Origin of the sequence: Kitasatospora sp. NPDC094028 (assembly GCF_049543595.1) — a bacterium.
In the GTDB taxonomy this organism is placed as follows: domain Bacteria; phylum Actinomycetota; class Actinomycetes; order Streptomycetales; family Streptomycetaceae; genus Kitasatospora.
Genome location: NZ_JBMVFA010000006.1, coordinates 70028 through 87073 on the forward strand (window position 1 = coordinate 70028; position 17046 = coordinate 87073).

The following is a 17046-nucleotide window of genomic DNA, read 5'->3' on the forward strand; positions in this document are numbered from 1 at the left end:
CCACCGGCGTCACTGGTCGAGGTAGGCGAGGACGGCGAGGACGCGGCGGTTGTCGGCGTCGGCGGGCAGGAGGCCGAGCTTGGTGAAGATGTTGCTGATGTGCTTGGCGACGGCCTTCTCGGTGATGAACAGCCCTTGGGCGATACCGGCGTTGGAGCGCCCCTGGGCGAGCCATTCCAGGACCTCGCGCTCCCGGGCGGAGAGGCTGCCGACGCTTTCGTCGCGCTCCTTGCGGACCAGCAGCTGCGAGATCACCTCCGGGTCCATCGCCGTGCCGCCCTCGGCGACCCGGCGGATCGAGTCGAGGAACTGCGAGCCGTTGGTGACGCGGTCCTTGAGCATGTAGCCGACCCCGCGCCCGCCGCTGGCCAGCAACTCCCGGGCGTAGAGCGGCTCGACGTACTGGGAGAGCAGCAGGACCGGCAGGTCGGGCATGGTGCGGCGGGCGGACAGGGCGGCTCGCAGTCCCTCGTCGGTGAAGTTCGGCGGCAGCCGGACGTCGACGATGGCGACGTCCGGCCGTTCGGCGGTCAGCGCGGCGAGGAGGTCGGCACCGTTGTCCACGGCGGCCACCACCTCGTGGCCGAAGGCCTGGAGCAGACGGATCAGGCCGTCCCTCAGGAGGAAGTGGTCTTCGGCGAGGACAATGCGCACGGGAGCTCCATGGTCACCATGGTGGGGCCGTTGACGGGACTGTCGACGGCGACGACCCCGTCGAAGGTGGCGAGCCGTCGCTCGATGCCGCGCAGCCCGGTGCCCCGGGAGGCGTCGGCGCCGCCGCGGCCGCTGTCGGTCACGGTGATGCGCAGCATGCCGCGATCGTAGCGAATGTCGATCCTGGCCCGGTCGGCGTGCGAGTGCTTGGCGACGTTGGTCAGGATCTCCGAGACGGCGAAGTAGGCGGCCGACTCGACCGGCATCTCGGGGCGGCCGGGGAGGTCCACCTCGACCTCGGTCGGGACGGGGCAGACCATGGCCAACGCCCGGACGGCGTCGGCGAGTCCGCGGTCGGCGAGGACGGGCGGGTGGATGCCGCGGACCAGGTTGCGGATCTCCTCCAGCGCCTTGGAGGAGGACTGCCGGGCCTCGATCAGCAGCGCGCGGACAGCCTCCGGGTTGCTCTCCAGCAGGTGCTCGGCGGCGTCCAGGGTCATGCCCATCGCGACCAGCCGGGCCTGGGCGCCGTCGTGCAGGTCGCGCTCGATCCGGCGGATCTCGGCCATCTGGGTGTCGACCGCGCTGCTGCGGGTGGTGGTCAGGTGCTCGATCCGGCTGGCCATCAGCTCCTGCTCGCTGGGGGCGAGCATCGAGCGGGTGTACAGGGCGTGCCGGCGCACCGCGCGCGGGGCGATCCACAGCGCCAGCGGCAGCTGGGCCAGGCCGAGGACGCCGGCCAGCACGGCGGTGGCGGTGCCGTCGATCGGGACGAACAGGTACCAGAGCCCGTCCCACTCGGCGGAGAGCGAGACGCCGAAGAAGGCGAGGAAGATCCCCCAGAAACCGCTGAGCAGCACCGCGATCGGAAGGAAGGCGAGGACGGAGCCGGCGAACGGGTCGGTGAAGACCCAGGCGAACTCCCGCTTGGTCTGCGGGTCGCCCGTGATCCAGCGGTAGCGGGCGAACATCCCGGAGGCGCCGGGCGGCACCGGCGGCAGCGGGGCGGGCGGGTCGGGGATGTGCACGCCCGACCAGCTCGCGGCCCGCACGCGCTGCTCGTCGGCCAGCGCGCGCACCCGCGCCATGGTGCGCGGCACCAGGCCGAGGCCCGGGCTCATCAGGGAGAGCGCGGTCGTGACGACGAAGGTGAGGCCGCAGGCCACGAGGGACAGCCGGAACAGCGCCAGGGCCCTGAGCAGCCCCGTGAATCCGGCGGGGCCGGAGAACCCCTTGATCTCGACCGCCGAGGGGCTTCCCCCGAGCTGCATCGTGCGGTCCATGGACGCGCTCCTTCCTGGTGCCTCGCGGCCTCGGCGGTGCTCCGGCCGGGCGCCGGCCGGCCTTGCGTCCATTCTGGTGGTGCCGCGGGGGTGGAGTCGGTGGTAATAACCCCCCTCTTGTAGGCCGGTGACTGATCGACAGATCGATGCACTCGCCGACCGGGCCCTGCGCCGGCCTGACGGAAGGGGGGCGGACACAGCGGCGCCGGCGGCCCTCGGGGAGGGCCGCCGGCACCGGGGTCGCCGCGGGGCGTGCTGCCCACGTCCCGCGGCTACAGCGACGGATCCTGTGTGAGGATCGCCTGGTAGAGGTGGTGGAGGCGGCGGCCCGGCTTGAGCCCCAGCTCCTCGTCGAGCCATCGGCGGGTCCGGTGGAAGATGTCCACCGCCTCGGACTGTCGCCCGCACCGGTACAGCGCGATCATCAACTGTTCGCTGAACCGTTCCCGTTCGGGGTACTGGGCGAGCAGTTGCTTGAGCTCGGGCACCACCGCGCCCGCCTCACCGGCCCGCAGCTGCGCCGCGATCAGGTCCTCGCGGGCGGTCTTGCGCTGCTCGTCCAGCCGCAGCGCGACCGCCCGGCACCAGGGGCCGTCGCTGGTGTCGAGGAGGGCCGGGCCGCGCCACATCGCGAGCGCCTCGCGGAGCGTGTCCATCGCCTCGTACGGCCGGTGCTCGACCAGCCCGGCGCCCCGCTCGGCGGTTCGCAGGAAGCGGTAGGCGTCGACGGCGCTTTCCGGGACGTCGAGCAGGTAGCCGTTGTCGACGGTGCGGATGAGTTCCTGGTCGGGTCTTTCCAGGCCGAGTTCGGCCAGGGATTTCCGCATCCGTTTCACATTGGCCTGCAGGGCGTTCCGGGCGTTCTTGAGCGGCGCCTCCCCCCACAGTTCGTCGATCAGCTCGTCGAACGCGACCACCTGCCCGGCGTTCAGGGCGAGCATGGTGAGCATCACGCGGTTCTTCTTCGCCCGTAAGCCCACGGCCCGCTGGTCGTCGCCGATCAGCAGCGGGCCGAGTATGGAGATGTACACCGAATTCCCCGTCCTCGCGGTGAACTCCGGCCACAGGTTTCGCCCTTGCGACCTCGGGCCGCCACAACGACAGTGGCCGACTTGTTCGGAGAGTGTCCTGAAAAAGGGAAAAGCCTGGCGATCATTCGCGCTGGTCAAGTATCCGACGAACGCGGCTCCTCCGGCCATGTACCTTCGTACATGAGTTGGTGACACTGGGCCACCAGCCCGGCCTGCAACCGGGATTCGACGCCCAGCTTCGCCAGGATCCTGGCGACGTGCGCCTTCACCGTGCGCTCGGTGACGTGCAGCCGGTCGGCGATGCCGCGGTTGGAGTGCCCGGCCCCGATCAGGTCGAACACCTGCCGCTCGCGCACCGACAGCAGCCCGACCCGGGTGAGTTCGTCGCGCCAGCGTGCCGAGGCGAGGCCGCCGTCACCGTGCAAGCTGACCGCCCCCGCTTCCGTCCGCCCCGCGCGTCGCAGCCGTGTCCTCGGGCTCCCGGCAGCCGCTCCTGGAGGCCGTTCCCGGGAGGCGCGTGCGGGGGGCGCGTTCGGACGGCACTCCGCGCGAACAGCGAACGTGCATGCGACTCCACAACTCCCGTAACAAACCATCACAGGGCCGTCGTCGTCAAACCCCTGGTCCACCTCTCCCGCGGCCGGGCGCGCGGACGGCTGGCCGGGCCCGGGCGCGGCCGTTCTGCCGGTGTGCCCGCCGGGGCGGGAGTGACGGGAGGGGTCGGCGGGTTCCGGTCCGGTGCTGCGGAAGCGGGCGCGCGGGCCACGGTGGGAGCGGGCGCGCGGGCCACTGCGGAAGCGGGCGCGCGGGCCACTGCGGAAACGGCGCGCGGGCCACTGCGGAAACGGCGGGCGGGGCACTACGGAAGCGGCGTGCGGGCCGCCGCGGAGGCCGTGGCGGCGGCCACGACCGCGGGCATCCGTGGGGCCCGCGCGGTGCCCTGGCGGGCCAGCCGGGAGGGCCACCAGGTCTTCCATCCGAGCAGGGTGACGACGGCCGGCAGCACCACGATCCGGATCAGCGTGGCGTCCAGCAGCACCGCGCAGGCCATGCCGACCCCGAGCTGCTTCGTCTCGATGAAGTCGAGCGAGGCCAGCAGCGCGAACACGCAGACCGTCACCACCGCGGCGCTGGTCACCACGCCCGCGGCGCGGGTGATGCCCTGCTCCACCGCCTCCCGGACGGACAGCCCGCCCCGGACCGCCTCCCGGATCCGGCTGATCACGAAGACGTGGTAGTCCATCGACAGCCCGAGCAGGATCACGAACAGCGTCAGCGGCAGCCAGGCCACCACCCGGCCGGTGGACCGGAAGTGCAGCAGGTCCTCCGCCCAGGTGTGCTGGAAGACCAGCGCGAGCAGGCCGAAGGAGGCCGCCGCCGACAGCACGTTGAGCGCCACGGTGATCAGCGCGAGCACGATCGAGCGGAAGGCCAGCGCCGTCACCAGGAAGGTCAGCGCCAGCGCCGCTCCGAGCACCCAGGGCATCCTGTCCATCACGTTCGCCCGGTAGTCGACGTCGAAGGCCACGTCGCTGCCGCCGACCGCGTACTCGGCGCCCTCGACCGCCCCCAGGGTCCGCGGCGCGAGGTCCTGCCGCAGCCGCGCCAGTGAGGCCCGGGCCCGCGCGGAGCCGCTGTCGAAGCGGGTGCCGATCAGCACCTCGGCGACGGTGCCGTCCGCCGAGGTGCGCACGGTCGGGGCCGGGTCCCGGACGAACAGTTCGTCCTGCTCGGCCAGCCGGACCAACCGGGCGACGGCCGCCCGCAGTTCGGCGGTCCGCCCGGCCGGGACCCGAACCGCTACGGTGTGCGTGTCGGACGGGCTGGGGAAGGAGTGGGCGAGCCGCTGGTTCGCCTGCATCGCGGGGATCGAGCGGGGCAGGTCGTCGATCCCGGTGGCCTTGAGCCTGAGCCCGAGCGCGGGCAGCGCGAGCACCAGCAGGGCCGCGACCGAGGCGGTCAGGGCGATCGCCGGGTGGCGCAGCGCGGGCTTGAGCATCGCCGACCAGAGCCGGGGCCTGACCCCGCCGCCCTGCCGGGTGAGGCGCCACACCAGCGGCACCCGCGGGGCGTCCAGGTGGCGGCCGAACCGGGACAGCATCGCGGGCAGCACGGTCAGCGAGGAGGTGATGGCGGTCGCGACCACGATCACCGCGCCGGTGGCCATCGACGCGAAGGCGACGTGCCCGGCGAGGTAGAGCGCGCCCATGGACACCATGACGACCATCCCGGAGACCAGCACCGAGTGCCCGGAGGTGGCGGCGGCGATCTCGATCGCGTCGATGGTGTCGGCGCCCAATGCCCGTTCCTCGCGCTGGCGTTTGAGGTAGAAGAGCGAGTAGTCCACGCCGATCGCCAGGCCCGTCAGCACGATGAACTGGCTCACCGGCCCGGGGTCGGGAACCGCCTGGGAGGCCACCCCCCACAGCCCGAGCCCGGCGAGCACCGAGGACAGGCCCAGCACCACCGGGACGCTCGCGGCGATGACCGCGCCGAAGACGAAGACCATCACCAGCATGGTCACCGGCAGGCTGAGCACGGTCGCCTTGCCGAGGTCCTTGCGCAGCATGTCGTCGAGCCCGGCCCGGATCGAGCCGGCGCCGACCAGCTCCATCCGCAGGTCGGCGTGCGCGGCGCCGGTGCGTTCGACGCTGTCGAGCAGCGGCCGCACCCGGCCGGAGGCCGTCTCCGGGTCCCCGGCCAGGGTGACCGGGACGAGCAGGGCGGCGCCGTTCGGGGCGGTGACCTGCTCGCCGACCGAGGCGACGCCTTCGACCGTGCGCAGCGCCCGGCCCGCGTCCCCGGCGGCGGCGCGGGCCTTCGGTAGGTCCAGCGGGCCGTTGTCCCAGGCGGTGACGAGCAGGTTCTCCACCGCGCGGTCCTGCAGTCCGCCGCCGCGGGCGATCTGGGCGGCCCGCCCGGACTGGCCGATCGCGAGGTCGGAGCTGGTGGCCTGCCGGGTGCCCGTGACGCTGCCGACCATCAGGGACCCGACCACGAACACGACCCAGAGCGCGATCGCGCACCAGGGGTGGACGGCGCTCCAGCGGGCGGCCCTGGTGATCACGTTCCTGCCTTCCACGATCGCGTTCCCCTCCTCATGACCAGCTGCCCGGAACCTGGAGACGGCGCCCGGAGACGGCGTCCGGAGACGGCGCCCGCCGCGCGAGCCCGGCGGTGCGGCGGCGCGCGTGTGCCGGCGCCGTCGAATCTAGTGCCGCTCCGGCGGGCCGATCACGGGGACAACGTCGCCGATCCGGACGTGCGGACGGCCTCGACGGACCTCGGGTCGGTCGCGGTGTCGCTCATGCGGTGCTCCTCGCGCGCGATCCGGGGGTGGGCTGAGTCGGTTGCTGTCGCTGAAGGGGCAGCGCGGGCTCGCCGGGCGCCCAGTGGTTCCCGCTCGGGTGCGGTCGGAGCGGCCGGTGGCACGGAGCGGCCGGGTGTCGGTCAGTGTTCGAGGACCATCGCGGCGAAGGCCGCCCCGAGCCCCGCGCTGGTCATCGGGTAGCGGTCGCCCGGGCCAGCCGGCCGCGGGCGGCGGTTCTGCCGCAGGTTGATGAAGGGGCGGCGCAGAAGCAGTGGCCGATGCGGCCGGCCAGGTCGAGGAAGACCCGCTTGATCGGGTAGCCCAGGGACTGGCAGGCCCGCAGCAGCAGGTCGGTCTCGTCGGCCGCCGGGTCGCGGCACACCTGGTCGAGGCCGTAGAAGCGCTGGTAGCGCCGCAGTTGGGCACCCGTCAGCCCGAGCTCCCACTGGAATCCGAGATCGGGACGGTGTCGGGGAGGCCGCTGGAGACCGCCGTGATCGACGTCATGCCCCCTACGGTCGCGTGCGGCGCTGACGCTCAGCTGACGCCGGGCTGACCGTCCGGACGGCCCGGCCCGCAGGTGCTACTCGTCGTCGCCGAAGTCCCCGGCGTCCCCGGCGTCGCTGCCGTCCGGGGTGCCGCTGATCGCGTAGCCCTGGCGGCGCGCCTCGTAGCAGGCCACCGTCGCGGCCGCGGAGACGTTCAGCGAGCCGACCCGGCCCAGCTGCGGCACGAAGACCACCTGGTCGCAGAGTGCCAGCGCCTCGGGGGTGATGCCGCGGTCCTCGTGCCCGAGCACGAAGGCCACCGCCGGGGTCAGCTCGGCGGCGAACATCGGCACGGCGTCGTCCGCGAGCTCCAGCCCGACGACCTTGAAGCCGTCCGCCTTCGCCGCGGCCACCGCCTCGGCGACGGTCGGGAAGTGCTCCACCTTGAGGTACTTGTCGGTCCCCATGGCGGCCTTCTGCGCGCCGGAGGAGCGCACCGACGGGGTGTCCCCGGTCAGGTACAGCTTCTCGGCGCCCATCGCCGCCCCGGTCCGGACCACCGAACCGACGTTGAACGGCGACTGCAGGTTCTCCAGGATCATCGCGAGCCGGAACTCGTTGCTGCGCCGCCACGAGCGGTGCAGTCGCTTCAGTTCGGTCCCGCGCAGCTGCTTCACGACGTCGTACCCCTGCCACTCTCGGTGCCCTCGCCCGCCTCCGGACGGGGCCGTGCTTCCAGAATCCGGAACCCGTTGACGGATGTGACCCGGGTCGTCGGGTAGCCCTGGTCGTTCAGCCACTTCTGCAGCGAGTCCGAGCCCAGGTGCTTCTGCACCACCAGGAACGCCGAGCCGTCCGGGGTCAGCCGGCCGAGCCAGCGGGTCAGCAGTCGGCGCAGTTCCGCCTTGCCGATCCGGATCGGCGGGTTGGAGTAGATGGTGGCGAAGCGGACGTCCTGGGGGACGTCGTCGGGCAGCGCGGCCTGGACGTTGCCCAGCCCCAGCGCCTCCGCGTTCAGCCGGACCAGCTCCAGCGCGCGCTCGTTCACGTCCACCGCCCACACCGGCAGCCGCTTGCGCCGGGTCGCCCAGGTCAGCGCGATCGGGCCGTAGCCGCAGCCGACGTCCAGGATCGGGCCGCGCACCCGCGGCGGCGGGGCGTGCTCCAGCAGGATCCGGGTGCCCGGGTCGAGCCGGCTGCGGGAGAACACCCCGGCGTCGGTGGTCAGTTCCAGGGTGAGGTCCGGCAGGGAGACCGTGATCGGCCTGCGCTCGCTGGCGACCTCGGGTGCACCGCTGAAGTAGTGCGAGCCGGACATGCGTTCCCCGTCGTTCGTAAGGGCCTCGGGGCCACCGGGTGGGTGTGGGTAAGCCCTTGGTACGGCACCGATCGTACCCCGGTGGCCCCGGGCGACGTCCCGGTCAGCGGTTCGCCCGGGGCCCGGCCGGCGGCCCGTCGCCGCCGCGCGCGGTCAGTGCGTGCCCGGGGTCTTGCGGGTGGCCACGTTGATCCGGTTCCAGGTGTTGATGGTGAAGCAGACCGAGATCAGCTGCGCCAGCTCCGCCTCGGCGAACTGCTCGGCGGCCCGGGCGTACACCGCGTCCGAGACCCCGCCGTCGATCCGGGCGATCTCCTCGGCCAGCGCCAGCGCGGCCCGCTCCCGCTCGTTGTAGACGCCGGCGGGGGCCTCGTGCCAGACCGGCAGCAGGTAGATCCGCTCGTCGGTCTCGCCGGCCTTGCGGGCGTCCTTGGCGTGCATGTCCAGGCAGTACGCGCAGCCGTTCAGCTGCGAGGTGCGCATCTGCACCAGCTCGACCAGTGCCGGGTCCAGGCCGTCGCGGGCGGCGGCGTCCAGGGCGATCACCGCGCGGAAGACCTTCGGGGCGGTGCGGGCGAAGTCGAGGCGGGCGGGGGCGGTGGTGCCGTCGTTCGGCGTGGAGTTCGTCGTCATGGCTACGACCCTAGGGGCGGAATGAACCCGCCTCATGGGTCATTCCGCAGGAGGATTCCCGGGTCAATTCCCGGACCGGCCGAGCGCTGGCCGGTCCCGGGTCGGTCCTCGGCCGAGCCCCGGTCGAGCCCTGGCCGAGCCCGCGTCCGGCCCCGGTCGGCTGCGGCGCATCGCGCCCGGCGGCCCGGCGGCGGATACTGCCAGTACCGCCCTGTACCGTCCCGTAGCGCGCAGCACCGCCGCCCGGGCCCGTGGGAGCCTCCGAACAGCGAGGACGGACGCCATGCCGCAGAATCACGAGGACTACCTGATCGACGAGGCCGTCGAGACCGTCGAGCCGGACGAGGCGGCGCCCGAGGGCGACGAGTACGACGAGGTCGCCGAGCGCCGGGCCGTCGGCGCGGACCCGGCCACCGACATCGCGGACGCCGCCGAGCAGAGCCGGGTCGTCCAGCTCGACGAGGACGCCTACCGCGACTAACCGCCCGCGGCCCCCGTCACAGCGCCTTGCGGCGCTGCAGCCAGGCCATCGCCGCCCAGCCCGGCAGCACCGGAAGGATCAGCGTCAGCAGCCGGAACAGCGCCACCGCCGCCAGCGCGCCGCCCTCCTCCATCGACGCGGTCTGCTGCAGCAGCCCGGTCAGCATCGTGTCCACCGCGCCGGCGCCGCCCGGGGTCGGCGCCATGCTGCCCACCGAGTTCCCGACCAGGAACACCACCGCCACCGAGGCGAACGACGGCTCCCGGCCGATCGCCCGGACACAGCAGTAGAAGCAGGTGATCAGGCAGAGCGACACCAACAGCTGCCCGGCCACGCCGACCGCGAGCCGGCCCGGGTTGCGCAGCAGGTCGAGCATCCGCGGCAGCACCTCGGCGGTCAGCGGCCGCAGCCGCGCCGCCAGCCACCGCCGGGCGGCCGGGATCGCCCAGGCGACCGCCAGCAGCACCGCCGCCACCACCAGGCCGGTCACCACGATCGGCAGCGCGCCCGAATCGCCGTTGCCCGAGTCCGCGCCCGGCGCGGCGTTGACCGGCTCGAACTCCAACAGGTAGGCGAACGCGCCCAGTTGCAGCATGTGCAGGGCCAGTCCGATCAGGTTCCCCACCCCGACGCTGGACAGCGCCTGCGCGGTCGGGATCCCGGCCTTCTGCAGCAGCCGGGTGTTCAGCGCGATCCCGCCGACGCCGCCGGGCGACACCAGCTTCACGAAGGACCCGGCCACCTGCGCCAGCACCACGTTGCGGAAGTCCAGCCGCTCCGGCACGAACCCGACGAACCCCATCCCGGCCGCCACGTGGCTCGCCGCCGCCGCGACCAGCGCCAGCACCAGCCACCACGGCTCGGCGTCCGCCACCGCCGCGATCGGGTTGTCCTCCGCCGCGAACAGCTGCGGGATCAGCAGCCACCCGGCCACCACCCCGCCCACCACGGCCAGCAGCGTCCGGGGCCGCAGCCGCTCCAGCTTCACCGGCCGCTCCGGCGTCACCGCCCGCCCCCGCAGCACCTCCGCCCGGATCTCCTCCACCAACCCGCCGGCCACCGGCTCCGCGGCGGCCCCGGCCCCCGCCGGCGGCTCCGCCGGCCGGTGGCGCTTGAGGGCGCGGCGGGTGGTGCGGGCCAGCGCGATGGGCTGGAGGAGGGGCAGGGCGGAGACGACCGGGTCGGGGCCGAGGACGGCGATCGCGGTGGCGACGGCGCGGGCGGCGCCGGCCCGCAGGGCGAGCGTGGTGAGGAGCTGGACGAGGTCGCAGCGGAGGACGAGTTCGCTGGCCGCGATGTCGCCGTCCGCGAAGTCGACCAGGTGGACGGCGCCGGCCCCGTCGACCAGCAGGGAGGTGGGGACGAGCGCCCGGTGGGCGATCTCGCGGCGCTGCAACAGGGCCAGCTGCCGCCAGGCGTCGGCGAGCAGTTCGTCGGTGACCTCCTCGTCGGCGAGCCGGTCGAGGGTGCGGCCGTCGAGGTGCTCGTAGGCGATGAGGGCGCTGTCCGGGCCGAGGCCGGCGGTGGCGGCGATGTGCCGGGTGCGGACGCCCGCGGCGAGGGCCGCGTACGTGACCAGGGCCTCGTGTTCCAGCCCGGTGCGGGGCGAGCGCAGGGCGCGCGGGTGGGGCGCGGTGCGCAGCCGCAGGCGGCGCCAGGCGCGCTGGAGGGCGGCGGCGGTGACCGCCTGCCGGTCGAGGAGCTGGAGGTCGAGGTCGGGCCGGTCGTCGGCCTGCCGGACGTGGTAGCGGTCGGGCCCGGCGGGCTGGGCCTCGACGGGCCGCAGCCCGCTGTCCCGCAGGGTGCGCAGGATCTCGCCGGGGCGGGGCCGGGGGTCGGGGGTGCCGACCGCGTAGAGGGTGCCGTGCGCGCCGGTCCAGCCGAGCAGCAGGCCGAGCAGCAGCGCGGTGGGGGTGGCGTACCCGCAGGCCAGTCCGGCGAGGCCGGAGAGCGTGAGGAGCGCCCAGGGCAGCCGGCGTTCGCGGCTGCCGGAGGCGGTCATGAAGGCGAGCACGGGCGCGAGGTAGCCGTACACGGGCTCGGTGTGGCCGAGCGTGCCGGGCGGCGGCTGGGTGAGCGCGTGGAGCATCGAGGCGGGGGCGAGGGTCTCGCACCACAGGTTGAGGGCGAGGGTGGCGCCGTAGGCGAGGACGGCGGCGAGCAGTCCGTCCGAGACCTGGTGGAGGGCGCGCCGCCGGTCGGGGCCGAGGAGGCGGCGGACGGCGAGGCCGACCGGGAGCAGCAGGACGGCGGCGGTGGTGAGCCCTCCGGCGAGGCGGGCCAGCGGGCGGGGGACCAGCGCGGCGACGCCGGCGACGTCGTCGGCGAAGCCGCCGGTGGTGGCGCGGGCGTACTCGGCGAGGAGGAGGGTGAGCGCGATGGCGGTCAGGCCGGTGAGCAGCCGGATGAGGGCGACGGGCTGCCGGACGCGGTCGGTGCCGGGCAGCACCCGGGCCCGGTACCGCCCGCTTCCGCCCTGCCCGTTGCCTTCCTGCCCGCTGCCTTCCTGCTCGGCCGCGTTCTGCCCGGCTCGGCGCTGTTCGGGTATGCCGCCCGCGCCGCCCGTCCCGGCGGGTGCACTGCCGCCCCCGCCGTCGCCGCTCGTTCTCCCCGTCGCGATCGTCACGGACGGCATGCTCCCATGCGTCCGTGGACGACGTGTCCGCACGGTGGACGACCGCCCCCGCGATCGGCGGGGGGCGGGCGGTGAGCGTGTCGCGGGCGGGCCCGGCCGGGGCCGTCACTACCCTCGACGACCATGAGCGCCTGCGAAGACCTCGCCGCGGCCCCCCGGGAGATCGCGCCGCTTCCGCCCGTCGACGGCTGCGCCGACTGCCTGGCCGAGGGCCGCCGGGACTGGGTGCACCTGCGGATCTGCCTGGACTGCGGCCACATCGGCTGCTGCGACTTCTCGCCGCGGCGGCACGCCACCGCGCACTTCCACGATTCCTCGCACCCGGTGATCCGCTCGTTCGAGCCGGGGGAGGACTGGCGCTGGTGCTTCGTCCACGAGGTCATGGGCTGACCGCCCCGGCCTGCCCGTGACCTGCCCCGCCCCGGCTGGACCGGGCTCCGCCCGCTCCTCGGTGGCACGGGCCCGCAGGACGGGTAAAATCCGGACATAACGCCCGTGCGGGCCCTCCGGTCGACATCCGTCCGGCCGGTGGCCGTCGAAGGGAGGCCGATGATGACCAAGCGATCACCGGGCAGCACCGCCAAGCTCCGCCAGGGCACCCAGGAGCTGCTGGAACGCCGGGGCATGGCGAGCCCGCCCGCCCGGCTCGGGCCGACGCCGCAGGCCGGGTCCATGTCCTCCGCCACTGCCGGGTACGGCTCCGGCGGCGCCTTCCGCCACGGCGGGCGCGACGCGGCGACCGCGGCGATGCAGTCCGCCCCGGCAATGCACGCCGAGCTCAAGGGACACCGGCACCGCGGCGCGGAGAAGCACTCGGCGCACTGAGTGCCGCGTCGTCCGGGGATTCCCTCCCGGGGGCGGGTGCCGGAACGTCCGGACCCGCCCCTGACGCGCGCTCGGGCCCCGGGGCGGGCCGGCGGAACGGGACGGTCGGGGCGACTGTCGGAGGTGTCCGCTAGGTTCGTCGCGATCATCGGGACAGGGCCCGGTGGTCGGCGCAGGCACAGGGCACGGCAGGACGTTGGGGGCGCACCATGGCCGATGTGATCGCGGAGGAGCCGGTCGAGGTCCGGATCGAGCGGCACCGCACCGAGTTGACGGGCTACTGCTACCGCATGCTCGGCTCGGTCTTCGAGGCCGAGGACGCGGTGCAGGAGACGATGGTCCGCGCCTGGCGCGGCTACCAGGGCTTCGAGGGCCGCGCCGCGCTGCGCTCCTGGCTGTACCGGATCGCCACCAACGTCTGCCTGGACGCGTTGAACGGCCGCAACAACCGGGCCCGCCCGATGGACCTGGCCGGTCCGGTGACGGTGGCCACGGCGAGCGGTGACCAGCTGCCCGAGGTCACCTGGATCGGCCCCGCGCCGGACGGCCGGGTGCTCCCCGAGACGGGGGACCCGGCCGAGGTGGCGGCGCAGCGCGAGTCGGTGAAGCTGGCCTTCGTCGCGGCGCTGCAGCGTCTGGCGCCCCGGCAGCGGGCGGTGCTGATCCTGCGCGAGGTGCTCGGCTGGAGGGCGGCCGAGGCGGCCGAGCTGCTCGGCGTCACGGTGGCCTCGGTCAACAGCGCGCTGCAGCGGGCCCGGGCCGTGCTGGCCGCCGACGACTCGGCGGTGCGGACCCCGCAGCCGCTGGACGCCGACCACCGCGCCCTGCTGGACCGCTACGTCACGGCCTTCGAGGCGTACGACATGGACGGCCTGGCGGCGCTGCTGCACGAGGACGTCACGCTCAACATGCCGCCGTTCTCGATGTGGCTGCGCGGTCTGGGCGAGATCCAGGCGTGGATGCTGGGCCCGGGCCACGGCTGCCGGGGCTCGCGGCTGGTGCCGGTGACGGCCAACGGCGGCCCGGCGTTCGGCCAGTACCGGCCGAGCCCGGCGGGCGGGCACGAGCCGTGGGCGCTGATCGTGCCGGAGGTGTCAGGGGGCCGGATCACCGGGCTCACCAACTTCCTCGACACCGACGTGCTCTTCCCGCTGTTCGGCCTCCCGCCCCGGCTGGACGCGGAGTAGCCGGGCACCGGGCGGCCGGGCGCCGACCAGCGGCGCCAGCGCGGACGGGTCGGCCGCGCCCGGCAGCAGCGCCGCGAGCCCGCTGAACGCGAGCAGTTCGCGCAGCGGCCCGTCCGCGTTCAGCAGCACCACGCGCACGCCGTGCCGCCCGGCGGCCAGCCGCAGCCGGGCGAGCGCGTCGACGACGGCCAGGTCGGGGGCGGTGAGGGCGCCCAGGTCGCAGGTGAGCACGGGGGCGGTCGCGGTGTCGCGGTCGAGGTCCATGCGGTGTGGACCGTCCGCGCGGCCCGGGCTCATCGCTCCCGGCGGAATCGGCCCGGGATCGGCCTGGAACCAGCCCGGAAAAAAAGATCCGCGCGGAGCGATGAGTTTCGACCGGACACCCGGTCTACCCCTGTGAGAGCGCACCACCGAGGGCGCCGCACCCGAGCGAGGAACGGACACCACATGACCGAGAACCTGGGCGAGCTGACCATCACCCGCGAGCTGCCGGCCGGCCCGGACGCGGTGTTCCGCGCCTACGTCGAGCCCGAGCAGTTCGTCCGCTTCTGGGGCCCGGTCGGCACCCACGTGGAGCTGGACACGGTGACCATCGAGCCGAAGCTGGGCGGCCGTTACGACAGCACGATGACCGTCGACGCGACCGGCGACACCTTCCCGCTGCGCAGCACGATCACCGGGTTCGTCCCCGGCGAGCTGCTCGTCATCCGGGAGGAGGGCGTCGGCATGAGCTCCAGCCTGGCCTTCAGGGACCTCGGCGACGGCCGCACCGAGGTCGTCCTGCACCAGACCGACGTGCCCGCGATGTTCCTCGGTCCGGAGGCCGAGGCGGGCATGAACTCCAGCTTCGACCGCCTGGTGGAGCACCTGTCGGTCCAGCGCTGACCGGGCCGGACCGCACCCCGGGTGCGGCCGACCGGCCGTGCCCGGTGGCAGGGTTGGGGTCACCTGTACCCGCCCCGCCCCAGGAGGTCCGCCGTGACGGTCGAGCCCGAGCCCCTGAAGTCCCGTGAGGAATGGCTGGCGTCGCTGCCCCGGATCTACGCGGCGGCCGGCTGCCTGCTGCGGGACGAGTCCGGCCGGATCCTGATCGTGAAGGCCGGCTACCGCGAGCACTGGCAGTTCCCGGGCGGGACGATCGACCGCGGCGAGGGCCCGGTCGAGTGCGCCGTGCGGGAGTTGGAGGAGGAGACCGGCATCGTCCAGCAGGCCGGCGAGCTGCTGGCGATCTCCTGGACCCACCCCTCCTCCGAACTCGACCACCCCGCCCAGCACCTCCTGTTCGCGTTCGGCACCGTCCCGGACGGCACCCCCGTGACCGTCCCGGCCGGTGAACTGGACGCGTACCGCTGGGCCGGCACCGACGAGGCGCTGCGGCTGCTCGGCCCGGCCCGCTCGGCCCGGCTGCGCGCCGCGCTGGAGGCGGAGGCGGACGGCCGGGTGCGGATCGTCACCACCCACGTGTCCGGTTTCTGAGCGGCGACGGCGGCGACGCGAGCGACGTGACCGGCCCCGGGCGGAGGTTCCCGCCCTGGGCCGGCCGCGTCCGGGGCTACGACCGGTCGCCGTCCTGGTCGCCGCCCTGGGTGGCGGCGACGATGGCGGCGATGGCCTCGGCGACGAAGGTCTCGGCCTCGGCCTTGTCGACCTTCAGCCCGGTCAGCACGCCGTCGCCGTTCTCCAGTTCCAGCAGCGCGAGCAGGATGTGCTCGGTGCCGATGTAGTTGTGCCCGAGCCGGAGCGCCTCGCGGAAGGTCAGCTCCAGCGCCTTCTTCCCGCGCGCGTCGTACGGGATGAGCCCGGGCACGGTCTCGGCCGCGGCCGGCAGGGTCGCGGCGACGGCCGTCCGGACCACCTCCGGGCTGACACCCTGGGCGGCGAGGGCCTTGACCGCGATGCCCTCCGGTTCGGCGAACAGGCCGAGCACCAGGTGCTCGGCGGTGATCTCGGCGTTGCCGGCGGCCCGGGCCTCCTCCTGGGAGGCCATGACGACGTTGCGGGCCCGGGGGGTGAAGCGGCTGAAGCCCTGGCTGGGGTCCAGGTCGTTCGGGGTGCCCGGGGCCTTGGGGACGAAGCGCTTCTGGGCGGCCTGCTTGGTGACGCCCATGCTGCGGCCGATGTCGGTCCAGGAGGCGCCGGAGCGGCGGGCCTGGTCGACGAAGTGGCCGATCAGGTGGTCGGCGAGTTCGCCGAGGTGGTCGGCGGCGATGACCGCGTCGGACAGCTGGTCGAGCGCGTCGGCGTGGACCGTCTTGATCGCGGCGATCAGGTCGTCGAGGCGCAGCGGAGTGGCGGAGGGAACGACGGGATTCTCCATGCGTCAACCGTAGGTTGTCGATCCGAGGATCGTCAACCATCGGTTGACGTTACTGGCGGGTAGTCCCGCGGGCCTCCCGGGCCGCGCTCCCGCGGGCCTTACGCGTCCGGCAGCAGTCGCGCCCGGACGGCCGCGAGCTCGGCGGGCGTGTTCCCGGCGGCGAGCAGGTAGCGGGCCGGGTCGAAGCCGTCCAGGGCCGCGCCCAGGGCCGCCCCGGCGGTGGTGCCGGCCTCGGTGAGCGCCGCGTCGATCCGGCGGTACGGGTCCCGCAGGCCGAGCATCGTGTACAGCGGGCGGACGTTCGGCTCGCTCAGCAGGTAGTCCTCGACGATCGCGTCCCGGTCGACGCCGGCCAGGGCGAGCAGCAGGGCGGCGGCCAGGCCGGTGCGGTCGCGGCCGGCGCCGCAGTGCACCACCAGCCCGCCGGGGCGGGCCGCGGCGATCGCGGAGACCAGCGCGGCGGCGGCGTGCGGGCAGTGCTCCAGGTAGGGGCGGAAGGCGAGCGGGGTGCCGTCCAGGTGGCTGTGGGCCTCCCACCAGGCGGGGCCGGCCAGCTCGTCCAGCGGGACGCGGACCAGCTCGACGCTGTCGGGGAGCGGCAGCAACGGCTTGTGCTCGGCGGCGTCGCGCAGGTCGACGACGGTGCGGACGCCGTGCTCCACCAAGGCCTCCCGGCCCTCGGCGGTGAGGCGGTCCAGGTTGTCCGCCCGGACGATCGCGCCCCGGGCGGTGGGCCGGCCGGCCGTGGTGGGCAGTCCGCCCAGGTCCCGGACGTTCAGGCAGCCGTCCCAGACGAGGGTGCGGTCCTCGGTGGTGGTGAGCGTGCTCGTCCGAATCATGGGGTCCCCGTTTCCTCAGCCGGGGGTCCCGTTACCCCCTTGTTA

The 17046-nt window shown here is 74.2% G+C and carries 19 protein-coding genes; 6 read left to right on the plus strand and 13 right to left on the minus strand.

Annotated elements, in window-relative coordinates; translation table 11 throughout:
* Positions 1 to 9 precede the first annotated feature (9 nt).
* The 9 genes from ACPC54_RS12035 to ACPC54_RS12075 all read right to left on the minus strand — a co-directional run bounded on the left by ACPC54_RS12035 (position 10) and on the right by ACPC54_RS12075 (position 8717).
* Positions 10 to 654 carry a LuxR C-terminal-related transcriptional regulator gene (locus tag ACPC54_RS12035; protein ID WP_498963958.1) on the minus strand — a complete coding sequence of 215 codons (645 nt, stop codon included), beginning with the start codon at positions 652 to 654 and terminating at the stop codon, positions 10 to 12.
* Entirely contained in the window at positions 618 to 1937 is a 1320-nt protein-coding gene (locus ACPC54_RS12040) for a sensor histidine kinase (RefSeq protein ID WP_498963960.1), read from the minus strand. The genes ACPC54_RS12035 and ACPC54_RS12040 overlap by 37 nt, the downstream gene beginning before the upstream one ends.
* Before the next feature lie 272 nt (positions 1938 to 2209).
* Positions 2210 to 2968: an AfsR/SARP family transcriptional regulator gene (locus ACPC54_RS12045; protein ID WP_498963962.1), complete on the minus strand. Its 759-nt coding sequence runs from the start codon at positions 2966 to 2968 to the stop codon at positions 2210 to 2212.
* Positions 2969 to 3102: 134 nt separating this feature from the next.
* A complete protein-coding gene (locus ACPC54_RS12050) occupies positions 3103 to 3393 on the minus strand; it encodes a response regulator transcription factor (protein WP_498963964.1) in 291 nt (96 codons plus the stop codon).
* A gap of 434 nt (positions 3394 to 3827) precedes the next feature.
* Positions 3828 to 6050 (minus strand): MMPL family transporter, encoded by a 2223-nt coding sequence (locus tag ACPC54_RS12055; RefSeq protein WP_498963966.1) that lies wholly within the window; start codon positions 6048 to 6050, stop codon positions 3828 to 3830.
* A gap of 418 nt (positions 6051 to 6468) precedes the next feature.
* Complete coding sequence (locus ACPC54_RS12060; RefSeq protein ID WP_498963968.1) at positions 6469 to 6660, minus strand: hypothetical protein; 192 nt, start codon at positions 6658 to 6660, stop codon at positions 6469 to 6471.
* 201 nt (positions 6661 to 6861) lie between these two features.
* On the minus strand, positions 6862 to 7443 hold the full coding sequence (locus tag ACPC54_RS12065) for a TrmH family RNA methyltransferase (RefSeq protein WP_498963970.1): 582 nt from the start codon (positions 7441 to 7443) through the stop codon (positions 6862 to 6864).
* Positions 7440 to 8084 (minus strand): class I SAM-dependent methyltransferase, encoded by a 645-nt coding sequence (locus ACPC54_RS12070; protein WP_498963972.1) that lies wholly within the window; start codon positions 8082 to 8084, stop codon positions 7440 to 7442. Before ACPC54_RS12070 ends, ACPC54_RS12065 begins: the two co-directional genes overlap by 4 nt.
* Positions 8085 to 8237: 153 nt before the next feature.
* Entirely contained in the window at positions 8238 to 8717 is a 480-nt protein-coding gene (locus ACPC54_RS12075) for a carboxymuconolactone decarboxylase family protein (protein ID WP_498963974.1), read from the minus strand.
* A 283-nt stretch (positions 8718 to 9000) separates the two neighbouring features.
* On the opposite strand from ACPC54_RS12075, the gene ACPC54_RS12080 reads away from it, so the two are divergent.
* Entirely contained in the window at positions 9001 to 9198 is a 198-nt protein-coding gene (locus tag ACPC54_RS12080; protein WP_498963976.1) for a hypothetical protein, read from the plus strand.
* Between the two features lie 16 nt (positions 9199 to 9214).
* On the opposite strand, the gene ACPC54_RS12085 is transcribed toward ACPC54_RS12080, so the two are convergent.
* On the minus strand, positions 9215 to 11824 hold the full coding sequence (locus ACPC54_RS12085) for a lysylphosphatidylglycerol synthase transmembrane domain-containing protein (RefSeq protein WP_498963978.1): 2610 nt from the start codon (positions 11822 to 11824) through the stop codon (positions 9215 to 9217).
* 132 nt (positions 11825 to 11956) lie between these two features.
* Between ACPC54_RS12085 and ACPC54_RS12090 the strand changes: the two genes are divergently transcribed.
* From ACPC54_RS12090 to ACPC54_RS12100, 3 genes are all read left to right on the plus strand, one after another.
* The gene (locus tag ACPC54_RS12090) at positions 11957 to 12223 is read left to right on the plus strand and encodes a UBP-type zinc finger domain-containing protein (protein ID WP_498963980.1); all 267 of its coding nucleotides are present in this window, start codon (positions 11957 to 11959) and stop codon (positions 12221 to 12223) included.
* A gap of 162 nt (positions 12224 to 12385) precedes the next feature.
* Positions 12386 to 12658: a hypothetical protein gene (locus tag ACPC54_RS12095; protein WP_498963982.1), complete on the plus strand. Its 273-nt coding sequence runs from the start codon at positions 12386 to 12388 to the stop codon at positions 12656 to 12658.
* Between the two features lie 209 nt (positions 12659 to 12867).
* Entirely contained in the window at positions 12868 to 13845 is a 978-nt protein-coding gene (locus ACPC54_RS12100; protein ID WP_498963984.1) for a sigma-70 family RNA polymerase sigma factor, read from the plus strand.
* On the opposite strand, the gene ACPC54_RS12105 is transcribed toward ACPC54_RS12100, so the two are convergent.
* On the minus strand, positions 13753 to 14109 hold the full coding sequence (locus ACPC54_RS12105) for an STAS domain-containing protein (protein ID WP_498963986.1): 357 nt from the start codon (positions 14107 to 14109) through the stop codon (positions 13753 to 13755). The genes ACPC54_RS12100 and ACPC54_RS12105 overlap by 93 nt on opposite strands.
* 183 nt (positions 14110 to 14292) lie before the next feature.
* Between ACPC54_RS12105 and ACPC54_RS12110 the strand changes: the two genes are divergently transcribed.
* Positions 14293 to 14730 carry an SRPBCC family protein gene (locus ACPC54_RS12110; RefSeq protein ID WP_498963988.1) on the plus strand — a complete coding sequence of 146 codons (438 nt, stop codon included), beginning with the start codon at positions 14293 to 14295 and terminating at the stop codon, positions 14728 to 14730.
* A 93-nt stretch (positions 14731 to 14823) separates the two neighbouring features.
* Complete coding sequence (locus ACPC54_RS12115; protein WP_498963990.1) at positions 14824 to 15321, plus strand: NUDIX domain-containing protein; 498 nt, start codon at positions 14824 to 14826, stop codon at positions 15319 to 15321.
* 76 nt (positions 15322 to 15397) lie between these two features.
* Here ACPC54_RS12115 and ACPC54_RS12120 read toward each other — a convergent pair whose 3' ends face one another.
* Both ACPC54_RS12120 and ACPC54_RS12125 read right to left on the minus strand, forming a co-directional pair.
* On the minus strand, positions 15398 to 16162 hold the full coding sequence (locus ACPC54_RS12120) for a Clp protease N-terminal domain-containing protein (RefSeq protein ID WP_498963991.1): 765 nt from the start codon (positions 16160 to 16162) through the stop codon (positions 15398 to 15400).
* A 98-nt stretch (positions 16163 to 16260) separates the two neighbouring features.
* Positions 16261 to 17001: a tyrosine-protein phosphatase gene (locus ACPC54_RS12125; RefSeq protein ID WP_498963993.1), complete on the minus strand. Its 741-nt coding sequence runs from the start codon at positions 16999 to 17001 to the stop codon at positions 16261 to 16263.
* Positions 17002 to 17046 lie beyond the last annotated feature (45 nt).

Excerpts from the sequence above, each read along its gene's own strand:
- ACPC54_RS12070 (WP_498963972.1), bottom strand. The coding sequence starts at position 8,084 with ATGTCCGGCTCGCACTACTTCAGCGGTGCACCCGAGGTCGCCAGCGAG.
- ACPC54_RS12125 (WP_498963993.1), bottom strand. The coding sequence starts at position 17,001 with ATGATTCGGACGAGCACGCTCACCACCACCGAGGACCGCACCCTCGTC.
- ACPC54_RS12095 (WP_498963982.1), top strand. The coding sequence starts at position 12,386 with ATGACCAAGCGATCACCGGGCAGCACCGCCAAGCTCCGCCAGGGCACC.
- ACPC54_RS12040 (WP_498963960.1), bottom strand. The coding sequence starts at position 1,937 with ATGGACCGCACGATGCAGCTCGGGGGAAGCCCCTCGGCGGTCGAGATC.
- ACPC54_RS12080 (WP_498963976.1), top strand. The coding sequence starts at position 9,001 with ATGCCGCAGAATCACGAGGACTACCTGATCGACGAGGCCGTCGAGACC.
- ACPC54_RS12100 (WP_498963984.1), top strand. The coding sequence starts at position 12,868 with ATGGCCGATGTGATCGCGGAGGAGCCGGTCGAGGTCCGGATCGAGCGG.
- ACPC54_RS12120 (WP_498963991.1), bottom strand. The coding sequence starts at position 16,162 with ATGGAGAATCCCGTCGTTCCCTCCGCCACTCCGCTGCGCCTCGACGAC.
- ACPC54_RS12075 (WP_498963974.1), bottom strand. The coding sequence starts at position 8,717 with ATGACGACGAACTCCACGCCGAACGACGGCACCACCGCCCCCGCCCGC.
- ACPC54_RS12090 (WP_498963980.1), top strand. The coding sequence starts at position 11,957 with ATGAGCGCCTGCGAAGACCTCGCCGCGGCCCCCCGGGAGATCGCGCCG.
- ACPC54_RS12110 (WP_498963988.1), top strand. The coding sequence starts at position 14,293 with ATGACCGAGAACCTGGGCGAGCTGACCATCACCCGCGAGCTGCCGGCC.
- ACPC54_RS12105 (WP_498963986.1), bottom strand. The coding sequence starts at position 14,109 with ATGGACCTCGACCGCGACACCGCGACCGCCCCCGTGCTCACCTGCGAC.